This window comes from Erythrobacter aureus, from assembly GCF_003355455.1.
In the GTDB taxonomy this organism is placed as follows: Bacteria; Pseudomonadota; Alphaproteobacteria; order Sphingomonadales; family Sphingomonadaceae; genus Qipengyuania; species Qipengyuania aurea.
The window spans coordinates 1926716-1949577 of sequence record NZ_CP031357.1 but is presented as its reverse complement, the minus strand read 5'-3'; the positions used below and the strand labels follow the sequence as shown (position 1 = coordinate 1949577).

The window sequence follows — 22862 nt, the reverse complement described above, 5'->3', positions numbered from 1 at the left end:
CGCCCATGAACCGGATCGCCGCTGCTCTCGCCCTTGGCCTTGCCAGCGTTCTCGGCGGGTGCGCTACCTATGCCGAACCGCCGATCGCCAGCGCTCCGGTCGAACAGCGCGATCCCGTTACCCTTCTCGTATCGATCGACGGGTTCCACCCGGACTATCTCGAACGCGGATTGACCCCCACCCTCTCCCGTCTCGCGGCGGAAGGGGCAAGCGCCGCGATGCGCCCGTCCTTCCCTACCAAGACCTTTCCCAACCATTGGACGCTGGTAACCGGGCTGGTGCCCGACCATCACGGCATCACCGCCAACCGGATGGAAGATACCGGAAGGCCGGAAGCCCCCTTCACCATGGCCACGGTCGATCCCTATTGGTGGAGCGAAGCGAAGCCCGTCTGGGTTGAGGCCGAAGAGGCAGGCATTCGCAGCGCGGCCATGTTCTGGCCCGGCTCGGCCGTGCCCTGGGGCGGCACCGCCGTACGCTACGGACCAGTCGCCGACGGCATCATGGCGAGCGACTGGCAGGCCTTCAGCATGCAGGTATCGAACACCCAGCGGGTCAATTCGGTGCTCGACTGGTTGCGGCGCCCCGCCGATATCCGGCCGGAATTCGTGACGCTCTATTTCGACACCGTGGACAGCGCCGGCCATGGCGGAGGGCCGGAGAGCGAACAGATCGACACCGCCCTGCGCGATATCGACAGCCATATCCGCGATCTCGTTGCCGGTCTCGAAACGCTCGGCCAGCCCGCCAATCTGGTGATCGTCTCCGATCATGGCATGGCCGCGACGGGTTCCGACAAGACGATCGTGCTTGCCGATATCGTCGACCCCTCGCTCTATCGTCTGGTCGAAGGCGGCGCCTATGCGACCTTCGAGCCGACCGAAGGTAACAGAGCGGCGCTGGAAGCCGCGCTTCTACGCGAACACGATCGGATGGAATGTTGGCGCAAGGGCGAGATCCCGGCCCGCTATCAATATGGGACGCACGACCGGATCCCGCCTTATTTCTGCCTGCCCGAAACCGGCTGGACGATTTCGGCCACCGCTTCCGGTACAAGCTGGAGCGGCGGAAACCATGGCTATGATCCCTTCTCGCCGGAAATGGCCGCGCTGTTCATCGCACACGGTCCCGCATTCCGCAGGGGGGCAACCTTGGCACCGTTCCAGAACACCGCGGTCGCGCCGCTGCTGCGCCATCTGGTCGGGCTTCCTCAGGCAAGCCGCGCGGACGGCGATTTGGCGGATGTCGCACCGGCGCTCGCGGCGCAAAATTAGGGGTCGACCGGAACGAGCGCGCTCCCTCCCCGTTGCCATTCAAAGTTCAACGGGGAGACGACCGTGGTCGATAAATCGGAAAAGTTCAGTACGTTGGTGCGCGTCGGCTATTTCAGCCGCGCCATTCTCTATTCGGTTCTCGGCCTCATCGCGCTCACCAGTGCAGGCAAGATCGGCCAAGGCACCAACGGCATTTTCGAGGCGATCCACGAATTCCCGCTCGGCACCGCGATTCTCTGGCTGATGGTCGTGGGATTGTTCGCCTATGCCCTGTTTCGATTTGCCTCGACCTTCTTCGATATCGAAAATCACGGCAGCGACACCACCGGCTGGGCTCATCGTATCGGGCACGCGGGCAGCGCCATCGGCCACCTGGCACTGGCCTATTCCGCGTATAAATTCGCCACCTCCGGCAGCGACAGCGGTAGCGGCGCACAGGATGCGGCTTCGGGCGTTCTCTCGATGGAATTCGGCGGCGCATTGCTGGGCCTCCTGGGAGTTGCCTTTTTCGTCACTGCCGTATTTCAGGCGAAGAAGGGGCTCACGGGCAGCTTCATGAACCGTATCAGTGGCGCGGCCCCTTCTCAGACACGGATGATAGGGGGCATCGGCTATGTCGCCAGGGCAGTGGTGTTCCTCGTGATTGGCTGGTCGTTGTTCAAGGCCGGCTTTCTGTCTGGCTCGGCCGGTCAGATCAAAACGCTGGGCGATGCCGTCGCCAGCTTGGCCGGAGAAGGCGTGATCTTCACTCTGGTTGCCATCGGACTGCTCGCATTCGGTCTCTTCAGCCTCGTGCTGTCGCGCTACAGGATTATTCCGGACATGGGCTCCGACGGTCGGGTTCCGCAATTTCGCGCCTGACTTGATTTATACCCCCTGGGGGTATATCTGGCGCGCATGGAAAAGACCGCCACACTCTATCGAATGGTGATGGACAAGCATGTCTGTCCCTATGGGATCAAAGCCAAATGGCTGCTGGAACGCGAAGGTTACCGGGTCGAGGATCATCACCTCAGCACCCGTGAAGAAACCGACGCATTCAAGCAAAGGTTCGATGTATCGACGACGCCGCAGGCTTTCATTGCCGACGAACGTATCGGAGGATACACCGATCTGGCCGAACATTTCGGACGTGCCCGCGATCCGGATGCGACCAGCTACCGCCCCGTGATCGCGGTCTTCACCGTTGGCGCCGCCCTCGCCATTGCCCTCAGCCAGTTCGTATTCGGAACCCCGTTGACGATCCGCACCGCCGAATGGTTCGTGGCATTTTCCATGGCCATGTTGGCCATGCTGAAGCTGCAGGACGTGGAACAGTTCTCGACCATGTTCGTCGGCTACGACCTGCTGGGGCAGCGCTGGGTTCGCTATGCCTATGCCTACCCCTTTCTCGAGGCCACCGCAGCCGTCCTGATGGCGGGCCGATTGCTACCCTGGCTGTCGATCCCCATTGCCCTGTTCATCGGCACGGTCGGGGCTGTCAGCGTGTTCTATGCCGTCTATATCCAGAAGCGCGAAATCAAATGCGCCTGCGTGGGCGGAAGCGCCAATGTGCCGCTCGGGTTTATCTCGCTGACCGAAAACCTCGCGATGATGGGCATGGGAATTTGGATGTTGCTTCGCCCAGCATTGTGATCCATTGCAATTTGCAATGCAGTTCTACGAAGACATCGAGATCGGGCGGGAGCGCGCCTTCGGCCACTATGAGGTCACGCGGGAAGAGGTGATGGAGTTTGCCTCCAAATACGATCCGCAATCGTTTCACCTCGACGAGGAGGCAGCAGCGCAGACCCATTTCGGCAGGCTGTCCGCGAGTGGCTGGCATACCTGCTCGATGACCATGGCGATGATGGTCGAGAATATGAAACAGGAGAAATCGGCCGGTCTCGGATCTCCGGGCATCGACCATCTGCGATGGAAAAAGCCGGTCTATCCCGGGGACACTCTGCGCTGCGAGACGGAGGTGATCGAAAAGCGCCGCAGCCAGTCACGACCTGAGATGGGCATTTTCAAAACCCGGATCAGGACGCTCAACCAGCATGACGAAGTCGTGCTGGAAATGCAGTCCAACGGATTGATCCGTACGCGCGATCCCAACGGGGCCGACTAGCCTAACCTAGTCTAGGCTAGCCTAGACTAGGCTCCGCATTGGGCGATGCCGTCCTTGCGGTAGACGATCTGGTCGGCCGCATCGCGGATCGTCAGCGTCGCGGGAAAATCGCTGACTTCCTCGCCCACCTGCTCACCCTCGGCCTCATCCAGGTCGAGCGTCATGGAATATTCCGTTCCGTCATATTTGCGCCGCGCGAGATAGGGCAGTTCGGCGCTGCCCTTGTCCGCAGCCAGCATCATCAGTTCGGTTCCGCGCAGGAAATGCCCGGTCTCCGCCATGGCCAGGGCGACCGCCGACAAACCACCGCCTTCTGGCGCGAAACTGCATCCGGCGCCATAAAGATCATGCTGTTCGATTTCCCGATACCGGATCGCGCCCAGTTCGAGATTCTCGGGCGCCGGCGTCTGGTTGGCCTTCACCTCGGCCACGGCAGCCTGCCGCTCCTCCTCGGTCGGTTCGTTCGAGCAGGCGGCCAGTGCCACCACAAGCAAGAGAATTCCGGCGCGCATCAATGCCTCCCGAAGAGTTTCTCGACGTCTTCCATCGACAGTTTCACCCAGGTCGGGCGGCCGTGATTGCACTGGCCCGAACGCGGCGTACGCTCCATTTCACGCAGTAGGGCATTCATTTCGTCGACCCGCAATACGCGTCCTGCCCGGACCGAACCGTGGCAGGCCATGGTCGCAAGCACGAGATCGAGCTTCTCGCCCAACAACAAGGCCTCGCCATTGAGGGCAAGATCGTCGTCGATATCGCGGAGCAGTTTTTCAGGATCGGTCCGCGCGATGGCGTGGGGCAGGCTGCGCACCAGCATGGCCGATGGCCCGAAACGTTCCAGCGCGAGCCCGTGCTCGGCAAGTTTCGGTGCGGCTTCCTCGAGCCTGTCGCAGCTCGTCTCGTCCAGTTCGACGACTTCGGGGATGAGCAGTGCCTGGCTTCTTGCCACCGCCTCTTCCGCCCCGGCAGCGCGCAACCGTTCGAGCACGAGCCGCTCGTGTGCCGCATGCTGATCGACAAGCACCAGCCCGTCCTTGGCCTCGGCAACGATATAGGTGTTGGCCACCTGCCCGCGCGCGATGCCGAGCGGATAGTCTTCGGTGTCTTGGGCGACCGGCGCCGCCTCCTCGGCGCGGCCATGCGGCTCGGCCATGACATCCGCCTCCACCGCGCGCCACGCCGCATTCGCTTCCGACACGCGATGCTGCGGGCCGGACCAGTCCCGCCCGTTGAAGATCGAGCGAAGCGCCGGAGCCGGTTCGTCCCCGGCAGGCTCCTGCTGCCAGCGGGCCATGGCGCCCGCATCGGGCGTTTGCGCGCTGCGCTTGTCGCCCGTGGCCAGCGCCTGTCGCAAGCCCGAAACGATAAAGCCGCGCACCCCCTGCGAATCGCGAAACCGCACCTCGGTCTTGGCCGGATGAACGTTGACGTCGACATCCTCGCACGGAAGGTCTAGGAACAGCGCGAGCACCGCATGGCGATCGCGGGCCAGCATATCGGCATAGGCACCGCGGACCGCGCCGGTCAGCAGGCGGTCTTTCACCGGGCGGCCATTGACGAACAGATACTGGTGGTCGGCAACGCCGCGATTATAGGTTGGCAGGCCGGCAATCCCGGTCAGCCGCATCGCGCCGCGTTCCATATCGATGGCTACCCCATTGTCCTTGAGTTCGCGGGCGATCAGTTGCGCCACCCGGTTTGCAAGCCCTTCCCCGCCCTGCAGTCCGAATATCCGCCGATCGCCATGGTCCAGCGTGATTGCGATATCGGGCCGCGCCATGGCGAGCCGAAGGACCACATCCTTGCAGGCGGCATATTCGCTGCGCGGTGTGCGAAGGAACTTGCGCCGGGCCGGGATTTTGCCGAAGAGGTTTTCCACCCTTACCCGCGTACCCGGTGGCAGGGCAGCCGGGCCTTCGGTCACGGTTTCGCCGTGATCGACAACCCGGCGCCAGCCCTGTTCCGCATCATGCGGGCGGCTTTCCAGGGTGAAGCGCGCAACACTGGCAATGCTCGGCAAGGCTTCGCCGCGAAAGCCCAGGGTGGACACCTGTTCAATCGCATCGTCGGCCAGCTTGGATGTGGCGTGACGTTCCAGCGCCAGGGCCATCTGTTCGGGCGACATCCCGCATCCGTCATCGGTCACCTCCAGGCTGTCGAGACCGCCTTCGACCAGCTTCACGGCAATGCGCGAAGCCCCCGCGTCGATCGCGTTTTCGACGAGCTCCTTGAGCGCGGATGAGGGCCGTTCGACCACTTCGCCGGCAGCGATGCGATTGACGAGATTTTCAGGCAGGCGGCGGATTTCTGGCATGGGCAATGAAGTGTAGCGGTGAAGTGTCGCGAATCCGAGATGGCGCGTTCACCTATCCCCCGCAGGAATGTCGGAAATTTTTGGCATTCGAAGCATTATATCGCTAAGGCACCGCCACCATTCCCTCCGGAGAGGTGCGAGCGGGCCGCATCCCCTCTCGACGGATCACGCGACATAACGGAAAATCGAATAACAATGGGCTTCTGGAACAATCTCTTCAAATTCGGCGTGCAGAATATGGCGATCGACCTGGGGACTGCCAATACGCTGGTTTACGTGCAGGATCAGGGCATCGTACTGAACGAGCCGAGCGTGGTCGCGCTCGAGACGATCAACGGCATGAAGCGCGTCAAGGCCGTTGGCGACGATGCCAAGATGATGATGGGCAAAACGCCCGACAGCATCGAGGCCATCCGTCCGCTGCGCGACGGCGTGATCGCCGATCTCGACGTGGCCGAAGAGATGATCAAGCATTTCATCCGCAAGGTGAACGGGCGCAAGAGCCTGATGCGCTACCCCGAAATCACCATCTGCGTCCCCTCCGGCTCGACTAGCGTCGAGCGCCGCGCGATCCGCGATGCCGCTTCGAATGCCGGCGCCAGTCAGGTCTATCTCATCCTCGAACCCATGGCCGCCGCGATCGGCGCCGACATGCCGGTGACCGAACCGGTCGGTTCGATGGTCGTGGATATCGGCGGAGGCACCACCGAAGTCGCCGTTCTGTCACTGCGTGGCCTGGCCTACACCACTTCGGTCCGCACCGGCGGCGACAAGATGGACGAGGCGATCGTGTCCTATGTCCGGCGACACCATAATCTGCTGATCGGTGAAAGCACTGCCGAACGCATCAAGAAGGATTTCGGTGTCGCCCGCCCGCCCGAAGACGGCGTTGGCGAAAGCATCACCATCAAGGGCCGTGACCTTGTGAACGGCGTGCCCAAGGAAATCACCATCAACCAGGGCCATATCGCCGAAGCGCTGTCCGAACCGATTGGCGCCATTGTCGAAGGCGTACGGATAGCACTGGAAAACACCGCTCCCGAACTGGCGGCGGACATCGTCGATCAGGGAATCGTGCTCACCGGCGGCGGTGCGTTGATCGGCGGGCTGGACGAATATCTGCGCGAAGAAACCGGCCTGCCGGTGACTATCGCCGAAGATCCGCTTTCCTGCGTGGCGCTCGGCACGGGGCGCGCGATGGAGGACCCGATCTATCGCGGCGTCCTGATGACGGCTTGAGAAAGGCATAGGGGATGGCGCCGACAGGCTCACGGCGCTCGGGATATTCTCGAAGGGCGCAATACAACCTCTTCACCGGTTACGTTATTGCAGGCGTGGGTGCGCTGATCGGCGCCACGCTGCTGGTATTGTCTTTCTTTCAGCCGCATCTCTTCGGCGGGCTGCGCGGTGCGGCGCAGGATGGAGTATCCCCGGCGACGGAAACCGCCGCGACCGTGCGCACCGGCTCAAAAGGGTTCTGGGACACGGTCAGCGGGTATTATCGGGCCGGCTCGAAGAACGCCGAACTGAAGCACGAGATGGAGATCGCCCGCATTCGCCTGGCCGAAGCGGAGGCGGTGAAGCAGGAAAATGCCCGCCTCAAGGGCCTGCTCGACCTTCAGGATGACGAGCGAAAGCCTGTGGCGGTTGCCCGGCTCGTCGGATCTTCGGCTTCCAGCAGCCGACGGTTCGCATACCTGGGTGCAGGCCTGAACGATGGTGTGACGATCGGAATGCCCGTGCGTTCGCCGCGCGGCGTGGTTGGCCGCATTCTCGAAGCCGGTGGCGACAGTTCACGCGTTCTGCTGCTCACCGACAGCGAAAGCGTACTTCCTGTGCGGCGTGCAAAGGACGAAGTCGTGGCGTTTGCCGAAGGGCGCGGTGACGGCCTTCTGCGTATCAGGCTGATCAATCTCGGCATCAATCCGCTTGAGCCCGGAGACGTCTTCGTCACCAGTGGCGCGGGCGGATATTATCCACCCGGCATTGCAGTCGCCATACTGACCGAAACCACCGATGATGGAGGGCTCGCCCGCATTGTCAGCGATCCGGCGGCAACCGACTATGTGAGCGTGGAGCCAATTTTCGAGCCGGAAGCGGCACTGGGCGCCACCACCCCGGTCGAGCGCGAGCTGTCCGAGTGATGGAGCGCAATGACCCGCGTTCGCGCAGCGATGCGTATGGTAGCCGGATAAACCGCTCGCACTCTCCCATCATTGCCAATGCCGTCCCGTGGATCTCGATCGTCATCGGGTCGATACTGCCGATCTTCGCCATCGCCGCGGCTCTTCCGATGGTGCCGCCGCTGGGGCTTCTCATGTTGCTTGCATGGCGGCTGGTGCGCCCCGGTCTGCTGCCCGTATGGGCCGGAATGCCGCTTGGTCTGGTAGACGATCTGTATAGCGGTCAACCGTTCGGTTTCGCCATTTTCACCTGGTCTCTGATCATGATCGCTATCGAACTGATCGAAAGCCGCATGCCATGGCGGGCCTTCTGGCAGGACTGGTTCAGTGCCAGTATATTGATATTGGCCTATCTGCTGACAGGTTGGTTGCTTTCGGGTGGCCAGCCCAATGTTCATTCCCTCATCGCTCTTGTGCCCCAACTCGTGTTTACCACCCTTCTCTTCCCGATAGCAGCTCGTATCGTCGCCACGCTCGACCGCTTCCGCCTCCATCGCTGGAAGGCTGTCTGATGCGTCTGCGCAAGCGGAGTCGGCCGCGCGAAGTCGTTACCCACTCGACGCTCGACAATGCCTTCGACCGTCGGACCTTCGTCATCGGAACCGCGATGGGCGGTCTCGGCGTGCTGCTGGCGGCGCGCATGGGTTACATTGCAATCGCCGAGAACGAGAGATACGAACTGGAAAGCGAGAGCAACCGGGTCAACCTGTCGCTGATACCCCCGCGTCGTGGGTGGATTCTCGACCGGAACGGCGCGCCGCTCGCGTCGAACCGCGCGGATTTTCGCGTCGACATAATCCCGGAACGCACACCCGATTCCGATGCGACGATCACCGCGCTCGCCAACCTCCTCAATCTCGACGAGAACCAGGCTGCCGACATTCGCAAGCGCGTCGATGATGGCCCCGGCTACCAGCCAGTGGAAATCGCCTCGGGCATCAGCTACGATCAGTTCGCCGCCGTCAGCGTGCGCCTGCCCGATCTGCCGGGCGTCGTGCCGCAGCGCGGATTCTCGCGTTTTTATTCGACCGGTCCCAGCGTCGGGCACCTGATCGGCTATGTCGGAACGGCCAATGCCGAGGAATATGCCGAGCAGGACCGCAACCCGCTGCTCGTCACGCCCGGCTACAAGATCGGCAAGGATGCGCTCGAGAAGCAGTTCGAGCAGGATTTGCGCGGGATTCCCGGGGCGCGGCGGGTGGAGGTCACCGCATCGGGCCGGATCGTGCGCGAACTCGAAACGCGGGAAGACATTCAGGGCGATCCGGTTCGCCTGACGATCGACGGGCCATTGCAGGATTACGCCGCGCGCCGGATCGGTCTGGAAAGCGGATCGGTCGTGGTGATGGACTGCGAGAGCGGCGACCTTCTGTGCATGGCATCCATGCCAAGCTTCGATCCCAACAGTTTTTCGCAAGGCATCGGCCGGGTCGAATATGCCATGCTGCGCGATGACGAGCGCGTGCCGTTGCGCAACAAGGTGCTTAAGGGGCTGTATCCACCCGGATCGACCGTCAAGCCGATGCACTGCATGGCTTTTCTCGATGCTGGGGTGAAGCCCGAAGAAACGATCATGTGCAATGGCGGACGCCGGATCGGCAACCGTTTCTTCAATTGCTGGAGCAATCACGGCCGGGTCGACATGGCCAAGGCCATCTATCAAAGCTGCGACAGTTATTTCTATCACTTCGCCCAGCAGGTGGGCTTCGCAAAGGTCGCCGAATGGGCGCACAAGATGGGGCTCGGCGAAGAATTCCCGCTTCCGGTGCAGAGCCAGTTCTTCGGCACGGTTCCCTCGCCCGAATGGAAGCAGCGCCGCCACGGTAGCGCTTGGCAACCCTACGATACGGTGAACTCGTCGATCGGCCAGGGCTATTACCTCACCAACCCCCTGCAGCTTGCGGTCATGAGCGCGCGCATGGCGACCGGCTTCAAAGTCATGCCGCGCCTGCGCATGTCGGACAAGCAGCCGCGCTTCGAACATTTCGATTTCAGCCCGGAAGAGATCGGCTATGTCCGCCAGGCAATGAGCGATACGGTCAACGGCCCGGGCACCGCCGGGCGGGCTCGCCTGCCTTTCGAAGACATCAAAATGGCCGGTAAGACGGGCACCGCGCAGGTTGTGTCGCTCAGCGTCTCGGACGGGCGCAGTGGCCCATGGAAGTATCGCGACCACGGTCTGTTCGTGTTTTTCGCGCCGTTCGACAAACCGAAATATGCCGGCGCGGTAGTGATCGAACATGGGGGCGGTTCGGGCGCGGCCTATCCGATCGCGCGCGATGTGATGACCTTCATGTTCGACCCGGCCAAAGGCATGCAGGCCCTGCGCGCGCTCGAGGAACAATGGGGCGGCAATGCGCAGCAGCGGCTGAATTCGAAATACCGTGCTTATGCCGCGGCGCAGGGCGAATCGGTCCCGCCGGTTCCGGCGCGCGACGAGGATATTTTCGACCGGGTCGAGGCGGAAGCCCGACTTGCGGCGCGCCAGCCCGAAGGACTGGCCGAAGAGTCGAATCCCTCGCGCGTCGACGATCGCACGCCCGAAGAGATCTCGCGCTCATCCGCCGCCGCCAATGCGGAGGCGGAACAATGAGCAGCATCGTCCCCGCGCCGATCGCGCGGCAGCCATGGCAGATGCTTTTCCCCCTTTTCGTGCTGATCGCTTTCGGCGCGCTGGTTCTGTTTTCGGCCGCCGCAGGGAGCTGGGAACCCTACGCATCGTCGCATGTGATCCGGTTCGGCGTCTTTCTGGTCATGGCCTTTGTGCTCAGCCGGTTTTCCCGCGATCTGGCCATGTTCTTCGCCTTCCCGATCTATGTGATCGTGCTCCTGATGCTGGGCGCCGTGGAGGTGATCGGCTTCGTGGGAGGCGGCAGCCAGCGGTGGCTCAACCTCGGCTTCATGCAATTGCAGCCGTCCGAGGTGATGAAACCCGCCATCGTGCTGATGCTGGCGCGATTTTACGCGACGCTTCCGGTCGGGATGGTGCCGACCTGGCGGGCTTTAATCCCGGCGGGCGCCTTGATCCTGACACCGGTGGCCCTGGTCCTTCTCCAGCCCGACCTCGGGACATCCCTGGCGATAACCTTCGGCGGCGCCATGGTGATGTTCGCGGCCGGGCTGCCGTTGCGTTGGTTTCTTGGCGCGGGCCTGGCGGCCGCCCTCCTCGCCCCCCTCGCCTTCTTCTTCGGACTGCAACCCTATCAGCAGAAGCGAGTCTTCACCTTTCTCGATCCCGAAAGCGATCCGCTCGGCGATGGCTATCACATCACTCAATCGAAGATCGCGATCGGTTCTGGCGGCTTTTCCGGCAAGGGCTTCAACGAAGGATCGCAGAGCCATCTCAATTACCTTCCCGAACCTCACACCGATTTCATCTTCGCAACCATGGCCGAAGAATGGGGCTTCCTGGGCGGCCTCGTCGTATTGGGCGCCTTTGCCATGATCCTTGGCTGGGGACTGTCGGTGGCCCGCGCCAGCACCGAGCGCTTCGACAAACTGTTGGCTTTTGGAATGACCGCCTCGATCTTCTTTTACGTCGCGATCAATCTGATGATGGTCATGGGCCTCGCCCCGTCGTAGGCATTCCCCTGCCCTTCATGAGCCACGGAGGCAGTTCTATGCTAACCAACATGGTGTGCATCGGATCCTTGATGATGGTGAATCGCTGGAACCGGACTGCGCCCCGCACGGGGCTGTTGCGATAGGCTTCAAGCGAAGCCGATTTTGCCGCCTCCCGGGGCCGCTGCCTACAGGCCTTCGCTCTTCTGGCGACATCTTGCGGCCGATGGCACCATCATCCGCGACTCCGCGCCGCGGCTTCGCCGACAGGCAAATGTCACCCGCTTGAGGGACTCGATTCTCATTCCCATCCGGCTACCTGCCCGGCGAAACAGCAAGCGGAAACCGGGGGGAGGTTCCGCGAAGTAGGGACGCACTCACTTATGACCCCCGAGAAGCCCCGGCGGCGGGCCGACGACGAACTCGACTCCAATCGCAGCGATGTGGCCGACACGATCGGCCACGAGGCCCGCAACAGGGTTCTGCTGGAAATTTGGTATGCCAACCAACAAGATACGCCGATAACGATCTGGGATCTCCCGCAGCCAACTGGCCTGCCTTTGCGCGCCGCTTTTGCCGCCGCGCGCAAGCTCGAATCCGACCGCCTCGTTGCCATTGGGGACAATCCATCCGACCCTTTCGGCGCAACGCTGAGGGTGCGGAAAGCCGCCATGCCGCATCTGCGCAAGCTGCATCCGACCCGATCGGTCATTTAGGGCTTTTCATCTCGAAAGAGCCCGCTATATGAGCGCCTCCCGAGTCGGGAACGCCTCCTTCCACGAGGCTGCGGCATGCCGCAGTGTGGACGCATAGCTCAGTTGGTAGAGCAGCTGACTCTTAATCAGCGGGTCCTAGGTTCGAGCCCTAGTGCGTCCACCATTTTTCTTCAGCCGATCAATTCAGGCGAGTCCCGACAGGGGGCTATCGCGCGTAAATCACATGCAATGTGACGATCGTCGTTGGCAATCACATTATGATGTGATAGCCACCGCCGCATGGATACGATCGAGAAAGTTCGCACGCTTGTTTCGCAAGGGCTGATGACCCGCGCCGGCCTTGCCCGTGCAGCGGGCCTTCATGCCAATACGCTGCGCGAGTGCAGCGAGGAAAGTTGGAATCCCACCGCCGAAACCCTCGCCAAGCTCGAAGCCTTTCTCGAAGCCAATGACGACACGCCGGTCATTGTGGGCGCCGAGGAAATCATCGACGAGGCGCGCAACGGCCGGATGTATATCCTCGTGGATGACGAGGACCGCGAAAACGAAGGCGACCTTATCATTCCCGCCCAGATGGCGACGCCCAGCGCAATCAATTTCATGGCGACACATGGCCGCGGCCTGATCTGCCTCTCGCTCGATCGCAAACGTGTCGAGGCGCTCGGCCTCGAGCCGATGAGCCGCGACAATCGCGAAAGCATGCAGACCGCCTTCACCACTTCGATCGAGGCGAAAGAAGGCGTCACCACGGGGATCAGCGCGGCCGACCGCGCACGCACCGTTTGCGTGGCGATCGATGCGACCAAGGGGCCGGACGATATCGTGACGCCCGGCCATGTCTTCCCGCTCGCCGCGCGTGATGGCGGTGTGCTGGTCCGTGCGGGCCACACCGAGGCAGCCGTCGATATCTCGCGCCTAGCGGGCCTCAACCCCTCGGGTGTCATTTGCGAGATCATGAATGAGGACGGCACCATGGCGCGCCTCGACGATCTGATCGCCTTCGCGCGCAAGCACGATATGAAGATCGGCACGATCCGCGATCTTATCGAATATCGCATGCGCCACGATCATCTGGTCGAACGCGTCGGCGAAGACGGTTTCGAATCCGATTATGGCGGTGAATGGCGCCTGCTGACCTATCGTAACACAGTGGACGGCAGCGAAAGCTACGTCCTGCAGAAGGGCCATGTCGTGGAGGGTCAGCCCACCCTCGCCCGCGTGCATCCGATTTCGATCTTCGAAGACGTGCTCGGCAGGCCGGGACCGCGCAAGCGCACGCTTCAGCGCTCCATGCATGCGGTCGGCGAGCACGGAGCCGGTGTGATCGTGCTGATTACCGGACGACCGGCGTCTAACCGGGGCTATAGCGAGAGCGATGCGCAGCGAAACGTCGGCATCGGTTCACAGATCCTTGCCGATCTCGGTATCGAGGACATGATCCTTCTCAGCAATTCGCAACCCAATGTCGTGGCGATCGAAGGCTATGGCCTCAACATCGTCGATCATAAACCTATCCCGGAGTGACACGCATGGCCCGTTTCCTGATCGTCGAAGCCCGTTTCTACGACCATCTCAACGATATGCTCGTCGCGGGTGCCCGCGCCGCTCTCGAGGCGGAAGGGCACGAGGTCGAGGTGCTGACCGTGCCCGGCGCACTCGAAGTGCCCGGAGCGATCGCGCTCGCCTCGGAAAGCGGCCGGTACGATGGCTATGTCGGCATCGGTGTGGTCATCCGCGGGGAAACCTATCACTTCGAAATCGTCGCAGGCGAAAGCGCGCGCGGGATCATGGCGCTGACCATGGACGGCATGGCGATCGGCAATGGCATCCTGACGGTCGAGAACGAGGAGCAGGCGCTGGTTCGCGCCGATCCGGCCCAGAAGGACAAGGGTGGCGAAGCGGCCAAGGCGGCCATCGCCCTGCTCGATCTGCAGGCGCGCTTCGCCGCCTGACGCCATGGTCGAAATCGCCGAACGCATGACGATTGCGCCCGGTGCAATCCATAGGGGATGAATACGGTTCCCAAGCTGGGTGAGGATACGCTCGTCGGCCGCGCATGATGGGTTTGAATCATGTCTTGTCGGCTCTTACCCGCCCGCCCCTGTTCGCTTGCATGAGGCGTGAGAAAAGCAGTTCCCGGAACGCTAGCTGGCGCCGCGCGTCGTCACAATCATGCTGGGAGAAACGTCATGAACGGCGCTTTCGAATGGGCCGCATCGATCGGGGCGGTCATAGCCGCCTCTATGATCGCCTTCGATCTGGGGCGCCGCGCAACCGCCTGGGGCTTTGTCCTGTTCTGCGTCGTCTCGGCGCTGTGGATCTATATCGGCCTGACCGAAGACGCGCTGCCGCTGGCAGCAATGAACGGCGTGCTGCTGCTGATCAACGCCTGGGGCGTATGGCAATATTGGTTCCACCCGAAGAACCGAAGCTGACCTTCCGCTAAAGCGGACGTCTCAGACCCTCAGGCCTGGTGGACCGAGGTCCCCGCCTGCACGGGGACCCCCGCTTCAGCCCCCGATACGCCCGAAACAGTGCCGCCCGGCATAATGCGCGCTATCACCCAGCTCTTCCTCGATACGGATGAGCTGGTTGTACTTGGCGAGCCGATCCGACCGGGCCAGCGAGCCGGTCTTGATCTGCCCGCAATTGGTGGCGACTGCCAGATCGGCGATCGTCGCATCTTCGGTTTCGCCCGACCGATGCGACATGACGGCGGTGTAGCCCGCGCGATTGGCGATGCTGACCGCGTCGAGCGTTTCCGACAGGGTGCCGATCTGGTTGACCTTAACAAGCAGCGAATTGGCAAGCCCCTGGTCGATCCCTTCGCGCAGGCGCTGAGGGTTGGTCACGAACAAGTCGTCGCCGACCAGCTGGACGGTATTGCCGATCCGGTCGGTCAGCGCCTTCCAGCCTTCGAAATCGTCTTCGGCCATGCCGTCCTCGATCGAGCGAATCGGATAGTCACGGCACAGCTTGTCGAGATACTCGGCCATTTCATGACCGGTGAGCGATAGGTTCTCGCCCGAGATCTCGTATTTGCCGTTCTTGAAGAACTCGGTCGAGGCGCAGTCGAGAGCAAGCACGATGTCCTCGCCCGGCTTGAAGCCCGCCTGCTCGATCGAGGCCATGATGAAATCGAGCGCGTCGCGCGTGCTGGCAAGGTCGGGGGCAAAGCCGCCCTCGTCACCGACCGAAGTAGCCAGGCCCTTGTCATGCAGCTTCTTCTTGAGCGTGTGGAACACCTCAGCGCCCCAGCGCACCGCTTCGGCGAGACTGTCCGCGCCAACCGGCATGACCATGAATTCCTGAATGTCGATCGGGTTATCGGCATGTTCGCCCCCATTGATGATATTCATCATCGGAACGGGAAGCACATGGGCCGAAACGCCGCCGATATAGCTGTAAAGCGGCAGGCCGCGCGCATTGGCCGCCGCCTTGGCCGCTGCCATGCTGGTGCCGAGAATGGCGTTCGCACCGATGCGGCCCTTGTTGGGCGTTCCGTCGAGTGCGATCATCGAAAGATCGATGTCGCGCTGGTCTTCGGCATCGAAAGCGCCCACCAGCATATCGCGAATTTCGGCGTTGACCGCCTCGACAGCCTTGATCACGCCTTTGCCGAGATAGCGGTCCTTGTCCCCGTCGCGCAGCTCCACGGCCTCATGCGCACCGGTTGATGCGCCGCTGGGCACCGCCGCGCGACCGAAGCTTCCATCGTCGAGAAGCACATCGACCTCGACCGTGGGATTACCCCGTGAATCAAGGATTTCGCGGGCGTGGATGTCTATGATCGCGGTCATGGGTGCTGGCGCTCCGGGGTAAAGGTGTTGTAATCGTCTAAAACACCCCCAGATGGGGAGTTGGCAGCGCTCTATTCGCCGGAACATTGGCGCGCAAGTTGCGTTGCAACATCGAAGGCCATTTCGCCGGACGAATACGAATTAAGGGCAAGGACGACCATCATGGCAGAAACCACCGCAGGCGATGCGCCCAAGAAGCGCAATACTCCTGCCACCAAGAAGACCGCAGCCTCGAAATCCACGAGCGCCAAGACGCCGCGCAAGACCGTGGCGAAGAAGGGCGCAGCGAAGGAGATGACCCCGTGACCGATACAGCACCCAAGCCCCACCACCGACAACCGCGCCGAAGCGAAATCCCGCTTCAACGCGGCTCTCGAAGAGGCAAAGGCAGGTGCAGCCGCGCTCAAGGCAGAAGGCCGCGACCGCGCCACCGCCTACCGCGATCAAGCCAAGCACAAGGGCGACGACCTCGCCGCCGAAGCCAAAGCCTATGGCGAAGAAGCGAAGGTGAAGGGCCGCGAACTTGCGACAGAAGGCAAGGTCAAGGCCGGCGAAGGCCTGCGCTCGCTCAGCAAGCTCGTCAACGAGAACGCTCATCAGGTCGACGAAAAACTGGGCGCGAAATACGGTGACTATGCTCGCAGCGCCTCGAAGTCGCTGGATGGCTATGCTGCCAAGCTCGACGAAAAAAGCGTCGACGATCTCGTGGAGGACGGCCGTGAATTCGTCCGCAAGAGCCCCGGCAAGGCACTCGGGATCGCAGCGATTGTCGGTTTCATGCTTTCGCGTCTATTCCGCGGCTCGCGTTGAGCGAGCGATGACGGGGGTTTGAATGCGAGACGATAACGACGAGCGGGTCGATGAGTATTCCGGCCCGCTCGATTTGCCCGACGAGCACGAATCCCCCAATGAGGAGGATGAAGGCGGTCGGCAGTTTTCCTTGACCGACGATGTTCTCGCGCTGCTTGAGGATGGCAAGACATATGCCGAAGCGGAACTGCGTTTCCAGAAAAGCCGCGCGGGTTATATCGGGAACCGGTTCAAGGGCGCCCTCGCCTTCGGGCTCGGCGCTTTCGGCGTTTTTCACCTCGCCCTGATTGCGGCCACGGTTGGGCTCGTCATCGCGCTCGCGCCCATCGTCGGACCTTGGGGCGCGACTGCCATCGTAACGCTCGCGCTGATTGCGGGCGGGGTATTTCTCTTGCGACTGCTGAAAGGGCGCCTCGACGATATCCGGGACGCATTCGAAGAGGAGGACGCCGAATGAGCGATCGGCGGATCCGAATGCTGGAAGACAAGTATATGCGCGATTCCGCTCGCGCATTGGTCGAAGCCGATATCGAGCACCTCAAATCCGACTTCGCCCATAAAGGGTTGGGAGAACGCGCCATTGAGCGCGTGAGAGAAGGTGCCACCGATCTCTACGAAGAAGCGGCCGATATGGCCGGGGACAACAAAGGTGCTCTGGCAGCTCTGATTGCGGCGATAGTTGTCTGGTTTGCACGCAATCCAATCATGGAACTGTTTGGGCGGGACCCCAATGAAGGGGATGACGCCGCGACCGAAAATCCGGAACGTTAGCGCCTTACGAACCGTTGTTTCGACGAACACGCATTGCGGAGAAATATCATGGCAGACACGGCCGAAAACAATGTCACCCCTATCAGCGCCGACAGGAAATTGAGCGATGAGCAGAAGCGCGAACAATTGCGCGCCCGCATCGAGGCCGGGGAGAAGCGCAATGAAGAACGCAGCCTGACCGATCAGGCGAAAGACGTTGCCGACAGCGCGATCGAATTCACGAAGAAACACCCCTTCGCTGTGGTCGGTGGCGTACTTGTCGCCGGGCTTGCGATTGGGGCCATGACACGCCCGGGCCGCAGGCTCGGTCGACGCGGGAGTATTTGGGCCGGTCTCGCCGCAGATGCAGCCCTCGCCTACGGCGCGCGAATGATCGATGGCGTCGTCGATGGCGCTCAATATGCGGGCGACCGGATGGAAGATCTCGGTGACAGCGCTTCGACGGCAGCGCGCGGCCTGCGCCGCGATACGGCCTATAAACTCGATGTCGCCGGTGACGCCTTGCGCAGCTCGAGCCGGAAAGCAAGCCGCAAAGGCAGCCGTGCCTATCGCGCGCTGCGTACTCGTATCACCCATTGATGATAGTCATTTAGTAGCATGCCGTAGCGGCGCGACAGGGTTGCCTGTCGCGCCGCTTTCGCTATGGCGCGCAACGATTCATTCCTCCCTAGAGAAAGACGATCCGATGGAAGAAACCGAGAGCAAGCAAACGCTCTATCTGGTCATGGGTGGCCGCGTCGCAGACCCGCGCAGCGTCACTTTCGCCGATCCCGAAAGCCTTCATGTCGCAGGCGTGTTCAGCAGCTACGATGCTGCCGTCGATTCCTGGCGCTCGAATGCCCAGCGCACGGTAGACGATGCCGAGATGAAATATGTCATCGTTCATCTGCACAAGCTGCTCGACCCGGGGGCCTGAACTGCCCCATGGCCTATTCCATAAGGCCATATCGGGACGATGACGCCGAGGCGCTGGCCGAGGCAATCGCCGCGGCGATTGCCGCCATTGGCCCGCACGCATAGTCACCCGAGCAGGTCGCTGCCTGGAGCGCGCGACATCCCGGTGCCAGACGGTACCGGGAGCGTGTGTCGGAAGGTCATGCGATCTTCGTCGCCACAGATGCGGACGACAGCCCGGTCGCTTATGCCTTGATCGAGCCCGACGATCATCTCGACCATCTCTACAACCGCCCCGACCACACGCGGCGCGGTCTGGCGACGCAATTGCTCGCGCGTGCGGAAATCTATGCGCAGGCACACGGCGTGGAGCGGATCTATACCGAGGCGAGCGATCTCGCCCGACCCGCTTTCGAGCGTGCAGGCTATGTCGTGACGAACAAACGCGAATTCACCATCGCCAATGAGGGTCGGGATGTCCCGATTCACAACTGGGCGATGGAAAAGCGGCTCAGATGAACTCGATCTTGTCGATCAGGTAGAATTTGTCCCCAGACGGAACGGTCACTTCCACCTCTTCCTCGAGCTGTTTGCCGATCAACGCGCGTCCAAGGGGCGAATTGTAACTGATACGTCCCTTTGCGGCATCGGCTTCGGTCTGGCCGACAATCTGGTATGTCACCGGCTTATCGTTTTCATCGAGCAGGGTAACGGTCGCGCCGAAGATTACCTTGTCCCCCGAAAGTGTCGTCGGGTCGATGATCTGCGCGCGGCTGATCTTGTCTTCCAGTTCGCCGATCATCGCCTCCACCTGGCCCTGACGTTCCTTGGCGGCGTGGTATTCGGCGTTTTCGGACAGATCGCCATGCGCGCGCGCTTCCTCGATCGCATCGACGATCTTAGGACGCTCGGCACGCAAGACTTTCAGGTCCGCCGTGAGCTTCTCATAGCCCTCGGCCAGCATCGGCACTTTTTCCATCGGACCCCTTTGTCCTTCCTGTTCGGCGCCTCCCGGGACAATTCGGACCCGGCCCGCCGGATTGCGGTGCCCGATCGATACGAATGTCAGGAGGGATAAGCGCGTGTTCTTCGTCAGCTATAATAGTCTTGCAACGAACGCACTTCAAGCTGATCGGGTGAAACCTCGGCTACAGCCTGCGCAACCGCGAGCGATGCCGCAGCCGTGGTGTAATAGGGTAACTTCTTTTCAAGCGCCGCTTCCCGGATGGATTTGCTGTCCAGCAGCGACTGCCAACCCTCGGTGGTGTTGAAGATCAGCTGCACCTCGCCATCGATAATCGCATCGACGACATGCGGGCGGCCTTCGGCAACCTTGTTGACCGGTTCCACTGCAAGGCCCTGCTCCGCCAGATAGCTCTGCGTGCCCCCGGTGGCGATGACCCGGAAACCCTTGTCGAGCAGTGTCCGAACCGCAGGCACGATCAGCGGCTTGTCGGTATCTTTGACCGATACGAACAGCGTGCCGGATTGAGGCGGGTTCATTCCCGCACCGAGCTGCGACTTGAGAAACGCCGCTGCGAAATCGCGATCTATACCCATGACCTCGCCGGTCGATTTCATCTCCGGCGACAGGATAGGATCGGCGCCCGGGAAGCGCGCAAAGGGGAAGACAGCCTCTTTCACCGCCATGTGACCCGGAGTGAGATCGAAGGGTTCGAACGTATGCAGCGCCTCGCCCGCCATGACGCGTGCCGCGACCTTCGCGATGGGCTGGCCGATGGCCTTGGCGACGAAGGGCACGGTGCGGCTGGCGCGCGGGTTCACCTCGATCAGATAGACCTCGCCGTCCTTCACCGCGAACTGCACGTTCATCAGGCCGCGGACCTCCAGCGCCTTGGCCAATTCGGTCGCCTGGCGGGACATTTCGTCGACGATGTCCTGCGGCAGGCTGTAAGGCGGCAGGGTGCAGGCGCTGTCGCCCGAATGGACCCCGGCTTCCTCGATATGCTGCATCACCCCCGCGATACGGACGTCATTGCCGTCGGATACCACATCGACATCGCATTCGATCGCATCGCGCAGATACTGATCGACCAGCACCGGGCTGTCGCCCGAAACGTTGACGGCGGTGTTAATGTAATCGTCGAGCTGCGCTTCGCTGTCGACGATTTCCATCGCCCGTCCGCCGAGCACGTAGCTCGGGCGCAGCAACACCGGGTAACCGATCCGCGCGGCCACGGCCACGGCCTCGTCGCGGCTCTTGGCGATACCGTTCATCGGCTGCTTGAGCTTCAACTTGTTGACCAGTTTGGCAAAACGCTCGCGGTCTTCGGCCAAATCGATCGCATCGGGACTGGTGCCGAGGATCGGGATACCCTCACGCTCGAGCGCGGCGGCGAGCTTCAGCGGGGTCTGCCCGCCGAACTGGACGATGACGCCCACCACTTCGCCCCGGGACATTTCGACGCGCATGATTTCGAGCACGTCTTCTTCGGTCAGCGGCTCGAAATAGAGGCGGTCGGAAGTGTCGTAATCGGTCGAAACCGTTTCCGGGTTGCAGTTGACCATGATCGTCTCGAACCCAGCCTCGGCCAGCGCGAAACAGGCGTGGACGCAGCAATAGTCGAACTCGATCCCCTGCCCGATACGGTTCGGGCCACCGCCGAGGATAACGATCTTCTTGCGGTCGGACGGATCGGCCTCGTCCTCTGGCTCGCCGAAACTCGGCGCTTCGTAGGTCGAATACATATAGGGCGTGATCGCCTCGAACTCGGCGGCGCAGCTATCGATACGCTTGTAGACCGGATAGACGCCGAGCTTGCGGCGCAGATCGCGTACTTCCTGTTCGCTGGTCGCGCCCGCCATGGCACGCAATGCGTCGTGCAGCAGGCCCGAACGCTTGGCCTGCGTCTCGCCGAGGCCTCCCGCCACGCCGACCGATCGCACGGCCAGCGTCGCCAAGCGCTTGTCCGAAAAGCCCATGGCCTTCAGCCGGCGCATTTCGGCCGCATCGCCCGGCAGGCCATTGTGACCGATCATCTTCTCTTCATAGATGATGGCCTCGATCTGGCGTAGGAACCACGGGTCGAAGCCGGTGATCCTGGCCACTTCCTCGACGGTGAAATCCTCGCGGAAGGCTTGCGCGATCTTGAGAATACGGTCGGGCGTGCGCTTGCTGAGCGAGGCAGTGATGACCTCGCGGCTGACACCCTCGAACTCGGTGATGCGGTTGAAGCCGTCGAGCCCGGTTTCAAGGCCGCGCAGCGCCTTCTGCATGCTTTCGGCAAAGCAGCGACCGATGGCCATGACTTCGCCGACCGATTTCATCGCGGTCGACAGCTCGTTCTTCGATCCCTTGAACTTCTCGAAGGCGAAGCGCGGGATCTTGGTGACGACATAATCGATGGTCGGTTCGAACGACGCCGGGGTTGCGCCGGTAATCTCGTTCTGGATCTCGTCGAGCGTGTAGCCCACCGCCAGCTTCGCCGCGACGCGCGCGATGGGGAAGCCGGTGGCCTTGGAAGCCAGCGCCGAGCTGCGCGATACGCGCGGATTCATCTCGATCACGATCAGGCGGCCATCCTTCGGATTGACTGCGAACTGTACGTTCGAACCACCTGTTTCCACGCCGATTTCGCGCAGCACATTGATGCTGGCGGTGCGCATGATCTGGTATTCCTTGTCGGTCAGCGTCAGCGCGGGCGCGACGGTGATGGAATCGCCCGTATGCACGCCCATCGGATCGACGTTCTCGATCGAGCAGATGATGATGCAATTGTCCTTCCGGTCGCGCACCACCTCCATCTCGTATTCCTTCCAGCCGAGGAGCGATTCCTCGATCAGGACTTCGGTGGTGGGTGAGGCGTCGAGACCTTCGCGCACGATCTTGTCGAACTCGGCCTTGTTGTAGGCAATGCCGCCACCTGTCCCGCCGAGCGTGAAGCTGGGGCGGATAATGGCGGGAAGGCCCGTGCGCTCGAGCACGGCGAAGGCCTCGTCGACCGTGTTCGCCACGCCGCTGCGCGCGCTTTCGAGGCCGATCTTGTCCATCGCCTCGCGGAAGCGCTGGCGGTTCTCAGCCTTGTCGATGGCATCGGCATTGGCGCCGATCATCTGCACGCCGAATTTCTCCAGCACACCCTGATTGGCAAGGTCGAGCGCGCAGTTGAGCGCCGTCTGCCCGCCCATCGTCGGCAGCACCGCGTCGGGGCGTTCCTTCTCGATGATCTTGGCGACGATCTCGGGCGTGATCGGCTCGACATAGGTCGCATCGGCCATTTCCGGATCGGTCATGATCGTGGCGGGGTTGGAGTTGACCAGGATCACCCGGTAGCCCTCCTCCTTCAGCGCCTTGATCGCCTGCGTGCCGGAATAGTCGAACTCGCAGGCCTGGCCGATGATGATCGGCCCGGCGCCGATGACGAGGATGGAGGAAATGTCTGTACGTTTGGGCATCTAGCTCGACTTC

The 22862-nt window shown here is 62.1% G+C and carries 23 protein-coding genes, 1 tRNA gene and 2 pseudogenes; 21 read left to right on the top strand and 5 right to left on the bottom strand.

Going from position 1 to position 22862, the window contains the following annotated elements; all coding sequences use genetic code 11:
• The first annotated feature begins 5 nt into the window (after positions 1 to 5).
• From DVR09_RS09545 to DVR09_RS09530, 4 genes are all read left to right on the top strand, one after another.
• A complete protein-coding gene (locus DVR09_RS09545; RefSeq protein ID WP_115416720.1) occupies positions 6 to 1274 on the top strand; it encodes an alkaline phosphatase family protein in 1269 nt (422 codons plus the stop codon).
• 63 nt (positions 1275 to 1337) lie between these two features.
• Positions 1338 to 2135 (top strand): DUF1206 domain-containing protein, encoded by a 798-nt coding sequence (locus DVR09_RS09540; protein WP_115416719.1) that lies wholly within the window; start codon positions 1338 to 1340, stop codon positions 2133 to 2135.
• A 36-nt stretch (positions 2136 to 2171) separates the two neighbouring features.
• Positions 2172 to 2909, top strand: coding sequence for a MauE/DoxX family redox-associated membrane protein (locus tag DVR09_RS09535; protein ID WP_115416718.1), 738 nt, complete (start codon positions 2172 to 2174; stop codon positions 2907 to 2909).
• A gap of 16 nt (positions 2910 to 2925) precedes the next feature.
• On the top strand, positions 2926 to 3384 hold the full coding sequence (locus tag DVR09_RS09530; protein WP_115416717.1) for a MaoC family dehydratase: 459 nt from the start codon (positions 2926 to 2928) through the stop codon (positions 3382 to 3384).
• 26 nt (positions 3385 to 3410) lie between these two features.
• On the opposite strand, the gene DVR09_RS09525 is transcribed toward DVR09_RS09530, so the two are convergent.
• Together DVR09_RS09525 and mutL are read right to left on the bottom strand one after the other, a co-directional pair.
• Positions 3411 to 3896: a hypothetical protein gene (locus DVR09_RS09525; protein WP_115416716.1), complete on the bottom strand. Its 486-nt coding sequence runs from the start codon at positions 3894 to 3896 to the stop codon at positions 3411 to 3413.
• Positions 3896 to 5698 carry a DNA mismatch repair endonuclease MutL gene (mutL, locus tag DVR09_RS09520; RefSeq protein WP_115416715.1) on the bottom strand — a complete coding sequence of 601 codons (1803 nt, stop codon included), beginning with the start codon at positions 5696 to 5698 and terminating at the stop codon, positions 3896 to 3898. Before mutL ends, DVR09_RS09525 begins: the two co-directional genes overlap by 1 nt.
• 195 nt (positions 5699 to 5893) lie before the next feature.
• Here mutL and DVR09_RS09515 point away from each other — a divergent pair, with 195 nt between their 5' ends.
• The 10 genes and pseudogenes from DVR09_RS09515 to DVR09_RS09470 all read left to right on the top strand — a co-directional run bounded on the left by DVR09_RS09515 (position 5894) and on the right by DVR09_RS09470 (position 14593).
• The gene (locus tag DVR09_RS09515; protein ID WP_115416714.1) at positions 5894 to 6937 is read left to right on the top strand and encodes a rod shape-determining protein; all 1044 of its coding nucleotides are present in this window, start codon (positions 5894 to 5896) and stop codon (positions 6935 to 6937) included.
• A 14-nt stretch (positions 6938 to 6951) separates the two neighbouring features.
• On the top strand, positions 6952 to 7842 hold the full coding sequence (gene mreC, locus DVR09_RS09510) for a rod shape-determining protein MreC (RefSeq protein ID WP_115416713.1): 891 nt from the start codon (positions 6952 to 6954) through the stop codon (positions 7840 to 7842).
• Complete coding sequence (locus DVR09_RS09505) at positions 7842 to 8393, top strand: rod shape-determining protein MreD (RefSeq protein ID WP_115416712.1); 552 nt, start codon at positions 7842 to 7844, stop codon at positions 8391 to 8393. The genes mreC and DVR09_RS09505 overlap by 1 nt, the downstream gene beginning before the upstream one ends.
• Complete coding sequence (gene mrdA / locus DVR09_RS09500; RefSeq protein ID WP_115416711.1) at positions 8393 to 10474, top strand: penicillin-binding protein 2; 2082 nt, start codon at positions 8393 to 8395, stop codon at positions 10472 to 10474. The genes DVR09_RS09505 and mrdA overlap by 1 nt, the downstream gene beginning before the upstream one ends.
• Positions 10471 to 11588: pseudogene (rodA, locus tag DVR09_RS09495) on the top strand (rod shape-determining protein RodA). Before mrdA ends, rodA begins: the two are co-directional and overlap by 4 nt.
• Positions 11589 to 11825: 237 nt before the next feature.
• The gene (locus tag DVR09_RS09490; protein ID WP_115416710.1) at positions 11826 to 12158 is read left to right on the top strand and encodes a hypothetical protein; all 333 of its coding nucleotides are present in this window, start codon (positions 11826 to 11828) and stop codon (positions 12156 to 12158) included.
• Positions 12159 to 12245: 87 nt separating this feature from the next.
• Positions 12246 to 12321, top strand: a tRNA-Lys gene (locus tag DVR09_RS09485).
• Between the two features lie 116 nt (positions 12322 to 12437).
• On the top strand, positions 12438 to 13682 hold the full coding sequence (gene ribB, locus DVR09_RS09480; RefSeq protein WP_115416709.1) for a 3,4-dihydroxy-2-butanone-4-phosphate synthase: 1245 nt from the start codon (positions 12438 to 12440) through the stop codon (positions 13680 to 13682).
• 5 nt (positions 13683 to 13687) lie between these two features.
• Positions 13688 to 14110: a 6,7-dimethyl-8-ribityllumazine synthase gene (gene ribH / locus DVR09_RS09475; protein WP_115416708.1), complete on the top strand. Its 423-nt coding sequence runs from the start codon at positions 13688 to 13690 to the stop codon at positions 14108 to 14110.
• A gap of 237 nt (positions 14111 to 14347) precedes the next feature.
• A complete protein-coding gene (locus DVR09_RS09470) occupies positions 14348 to 14593 on the top strand; it encodes a hypothetical protein (protein WP_115416707.1) in 246 nt (81 codons plus the stop codon).
• A 75-nt stretch (positions 14594 to 14668) separates the two neighbouring features.
• On the opposite strand, the gene eno is transcribed toward DVR09_RS09470, so the two are convergent.
• On the bottom strand, positions 14669 to 15958 hold the full coding sequence (gene eno / locus DVR09_RS09465; protein WP_115416706.1) for a phosphopyruvate hydratase: 1290 nt from the start codon (positions 15956 to 15958) through the stop codon (positions 14669 to 14671).
• A gap of 162 nt (positions 15959 to 16120) precedes the next feature.
• Between eno and DVR09_RS17625 the strand changes: the two genes are divergently transcribed.
• From DVR09_RS17625 to DVR09_RS09435, 7 genes and pseudogenes are all read left to right on the top strand, one after another.
• Positions 16121 to 16264: a hypothetical protein gene (locus DVR09_RS17625; RefSeq protein WP_162814927.1), complete on the top strand. Its 144-nt coding sequence runs from the start codon at positions 16121 to 16123 to the stop codon at positions 16262 to 16264.
• A gap of 201 nt (positions 16265 to 16465) precedes the next feature.
• Positions 16466 to 16768: a hypothetical protein gene (locus tag DVR09_RS17620; RefSeq protein ID WP_234041392.1), complete on the top strand. Its 303-nt coding sequence runs from the start codon at positions 16466 to 16468 to the stop codon at positions 16766 to 16768.
• Between the two features lie 22 nt (positions 16769 to 16790).
• The gene (locus tag DVR09_RS09455; RefSeq protein ID WP_115416704.1) at positions 16791 to 17225 is read left to right on the top strand and encodes a phage holin family protein; all 435 of its coding nucleotides are present in this window, start codon (positions 16791 to 16793) and stop codon (positions 17223 to 17225) included.
• 17 nt (positions 17226 to 17242) lie between these two features.
• Entirely contained in the window at positions 17243 to 17539 is a 297-nt protein-coding gene (locus tag DVR09_RS09450; RefSeq protein ID WP_162814926.1) for a hypothetical protein, read from the top strand.
• A gap of 48 nt (positions 17540 to 17587) precedes the next feature.
• Positions 17588 to 18118 carry a hypothetical protein gene (locus DVR09_RS09445; protein ID WP_115416702.1) on the top strand — a complete coding sequence of 177 codons (531 nt, stop codon included), beginning with the start codon at positions 17588 to 17590 and terminating at the stop codon, positions 18116 to 18118.
• Between the two features lie 106 nt (positions 18119 to 18224).
• Positions 18225 to 18455 carry a DUF4170 domain-containing protein gene (locus DVR09_RS09440; protein WP_115416701.1) on the top strand — a complete coding sequence of 77 codons (231 nt, stop codon included), beginning with the start codon at positions 18225 to 18227 and terminating at the stop codon, positions 18453 to 18455.
• Positions 18456 to 18619: 164 nt separating this feature from the next.
• A pseudogene (locus DVR09_RS09435) lies at positions 18620 to 18952 on the top strand (GNAT family N-acetyltransferase); the annotation flags it as partial.
• Here DVR09_RS09435 and greA read toward each other — a convergent pair.
• Both greA and carB read right to left on the bottom strand, forming a co-directional pair.
• Positions 18945 to 19412 carry a transcription elongation factor GreA gene (greA, locus tag DVR09_RS09430; protein ID WP_115416700.1) on the bottom strand — a complete coding sequence of 156 codons (468 nt, stop codon included), beginning with the start codon at positions 19410 to 19412 and terminating at the stop codon, positions 18945 to 18947. The pseudogene DVR09_RS09435 and the gene greA overlap by 8 nt on opposite strands.
• Positions 19413 to 19525: 113 nt before the next feature.
• Positions 19526 to 22849, bottom strand: a complete 3324-nt coding sequence (carB, locus tag DVR09_RS09425; RefSeq protein ID WP_115416699.1) for a carbamoyl-phosphate synthase large subunit — start codon at positions 22847 to 22849, stop codon at positions 19526 to 19528.
• Positions 22850 to 22862 lie beyond the last annotated feature (13 nt).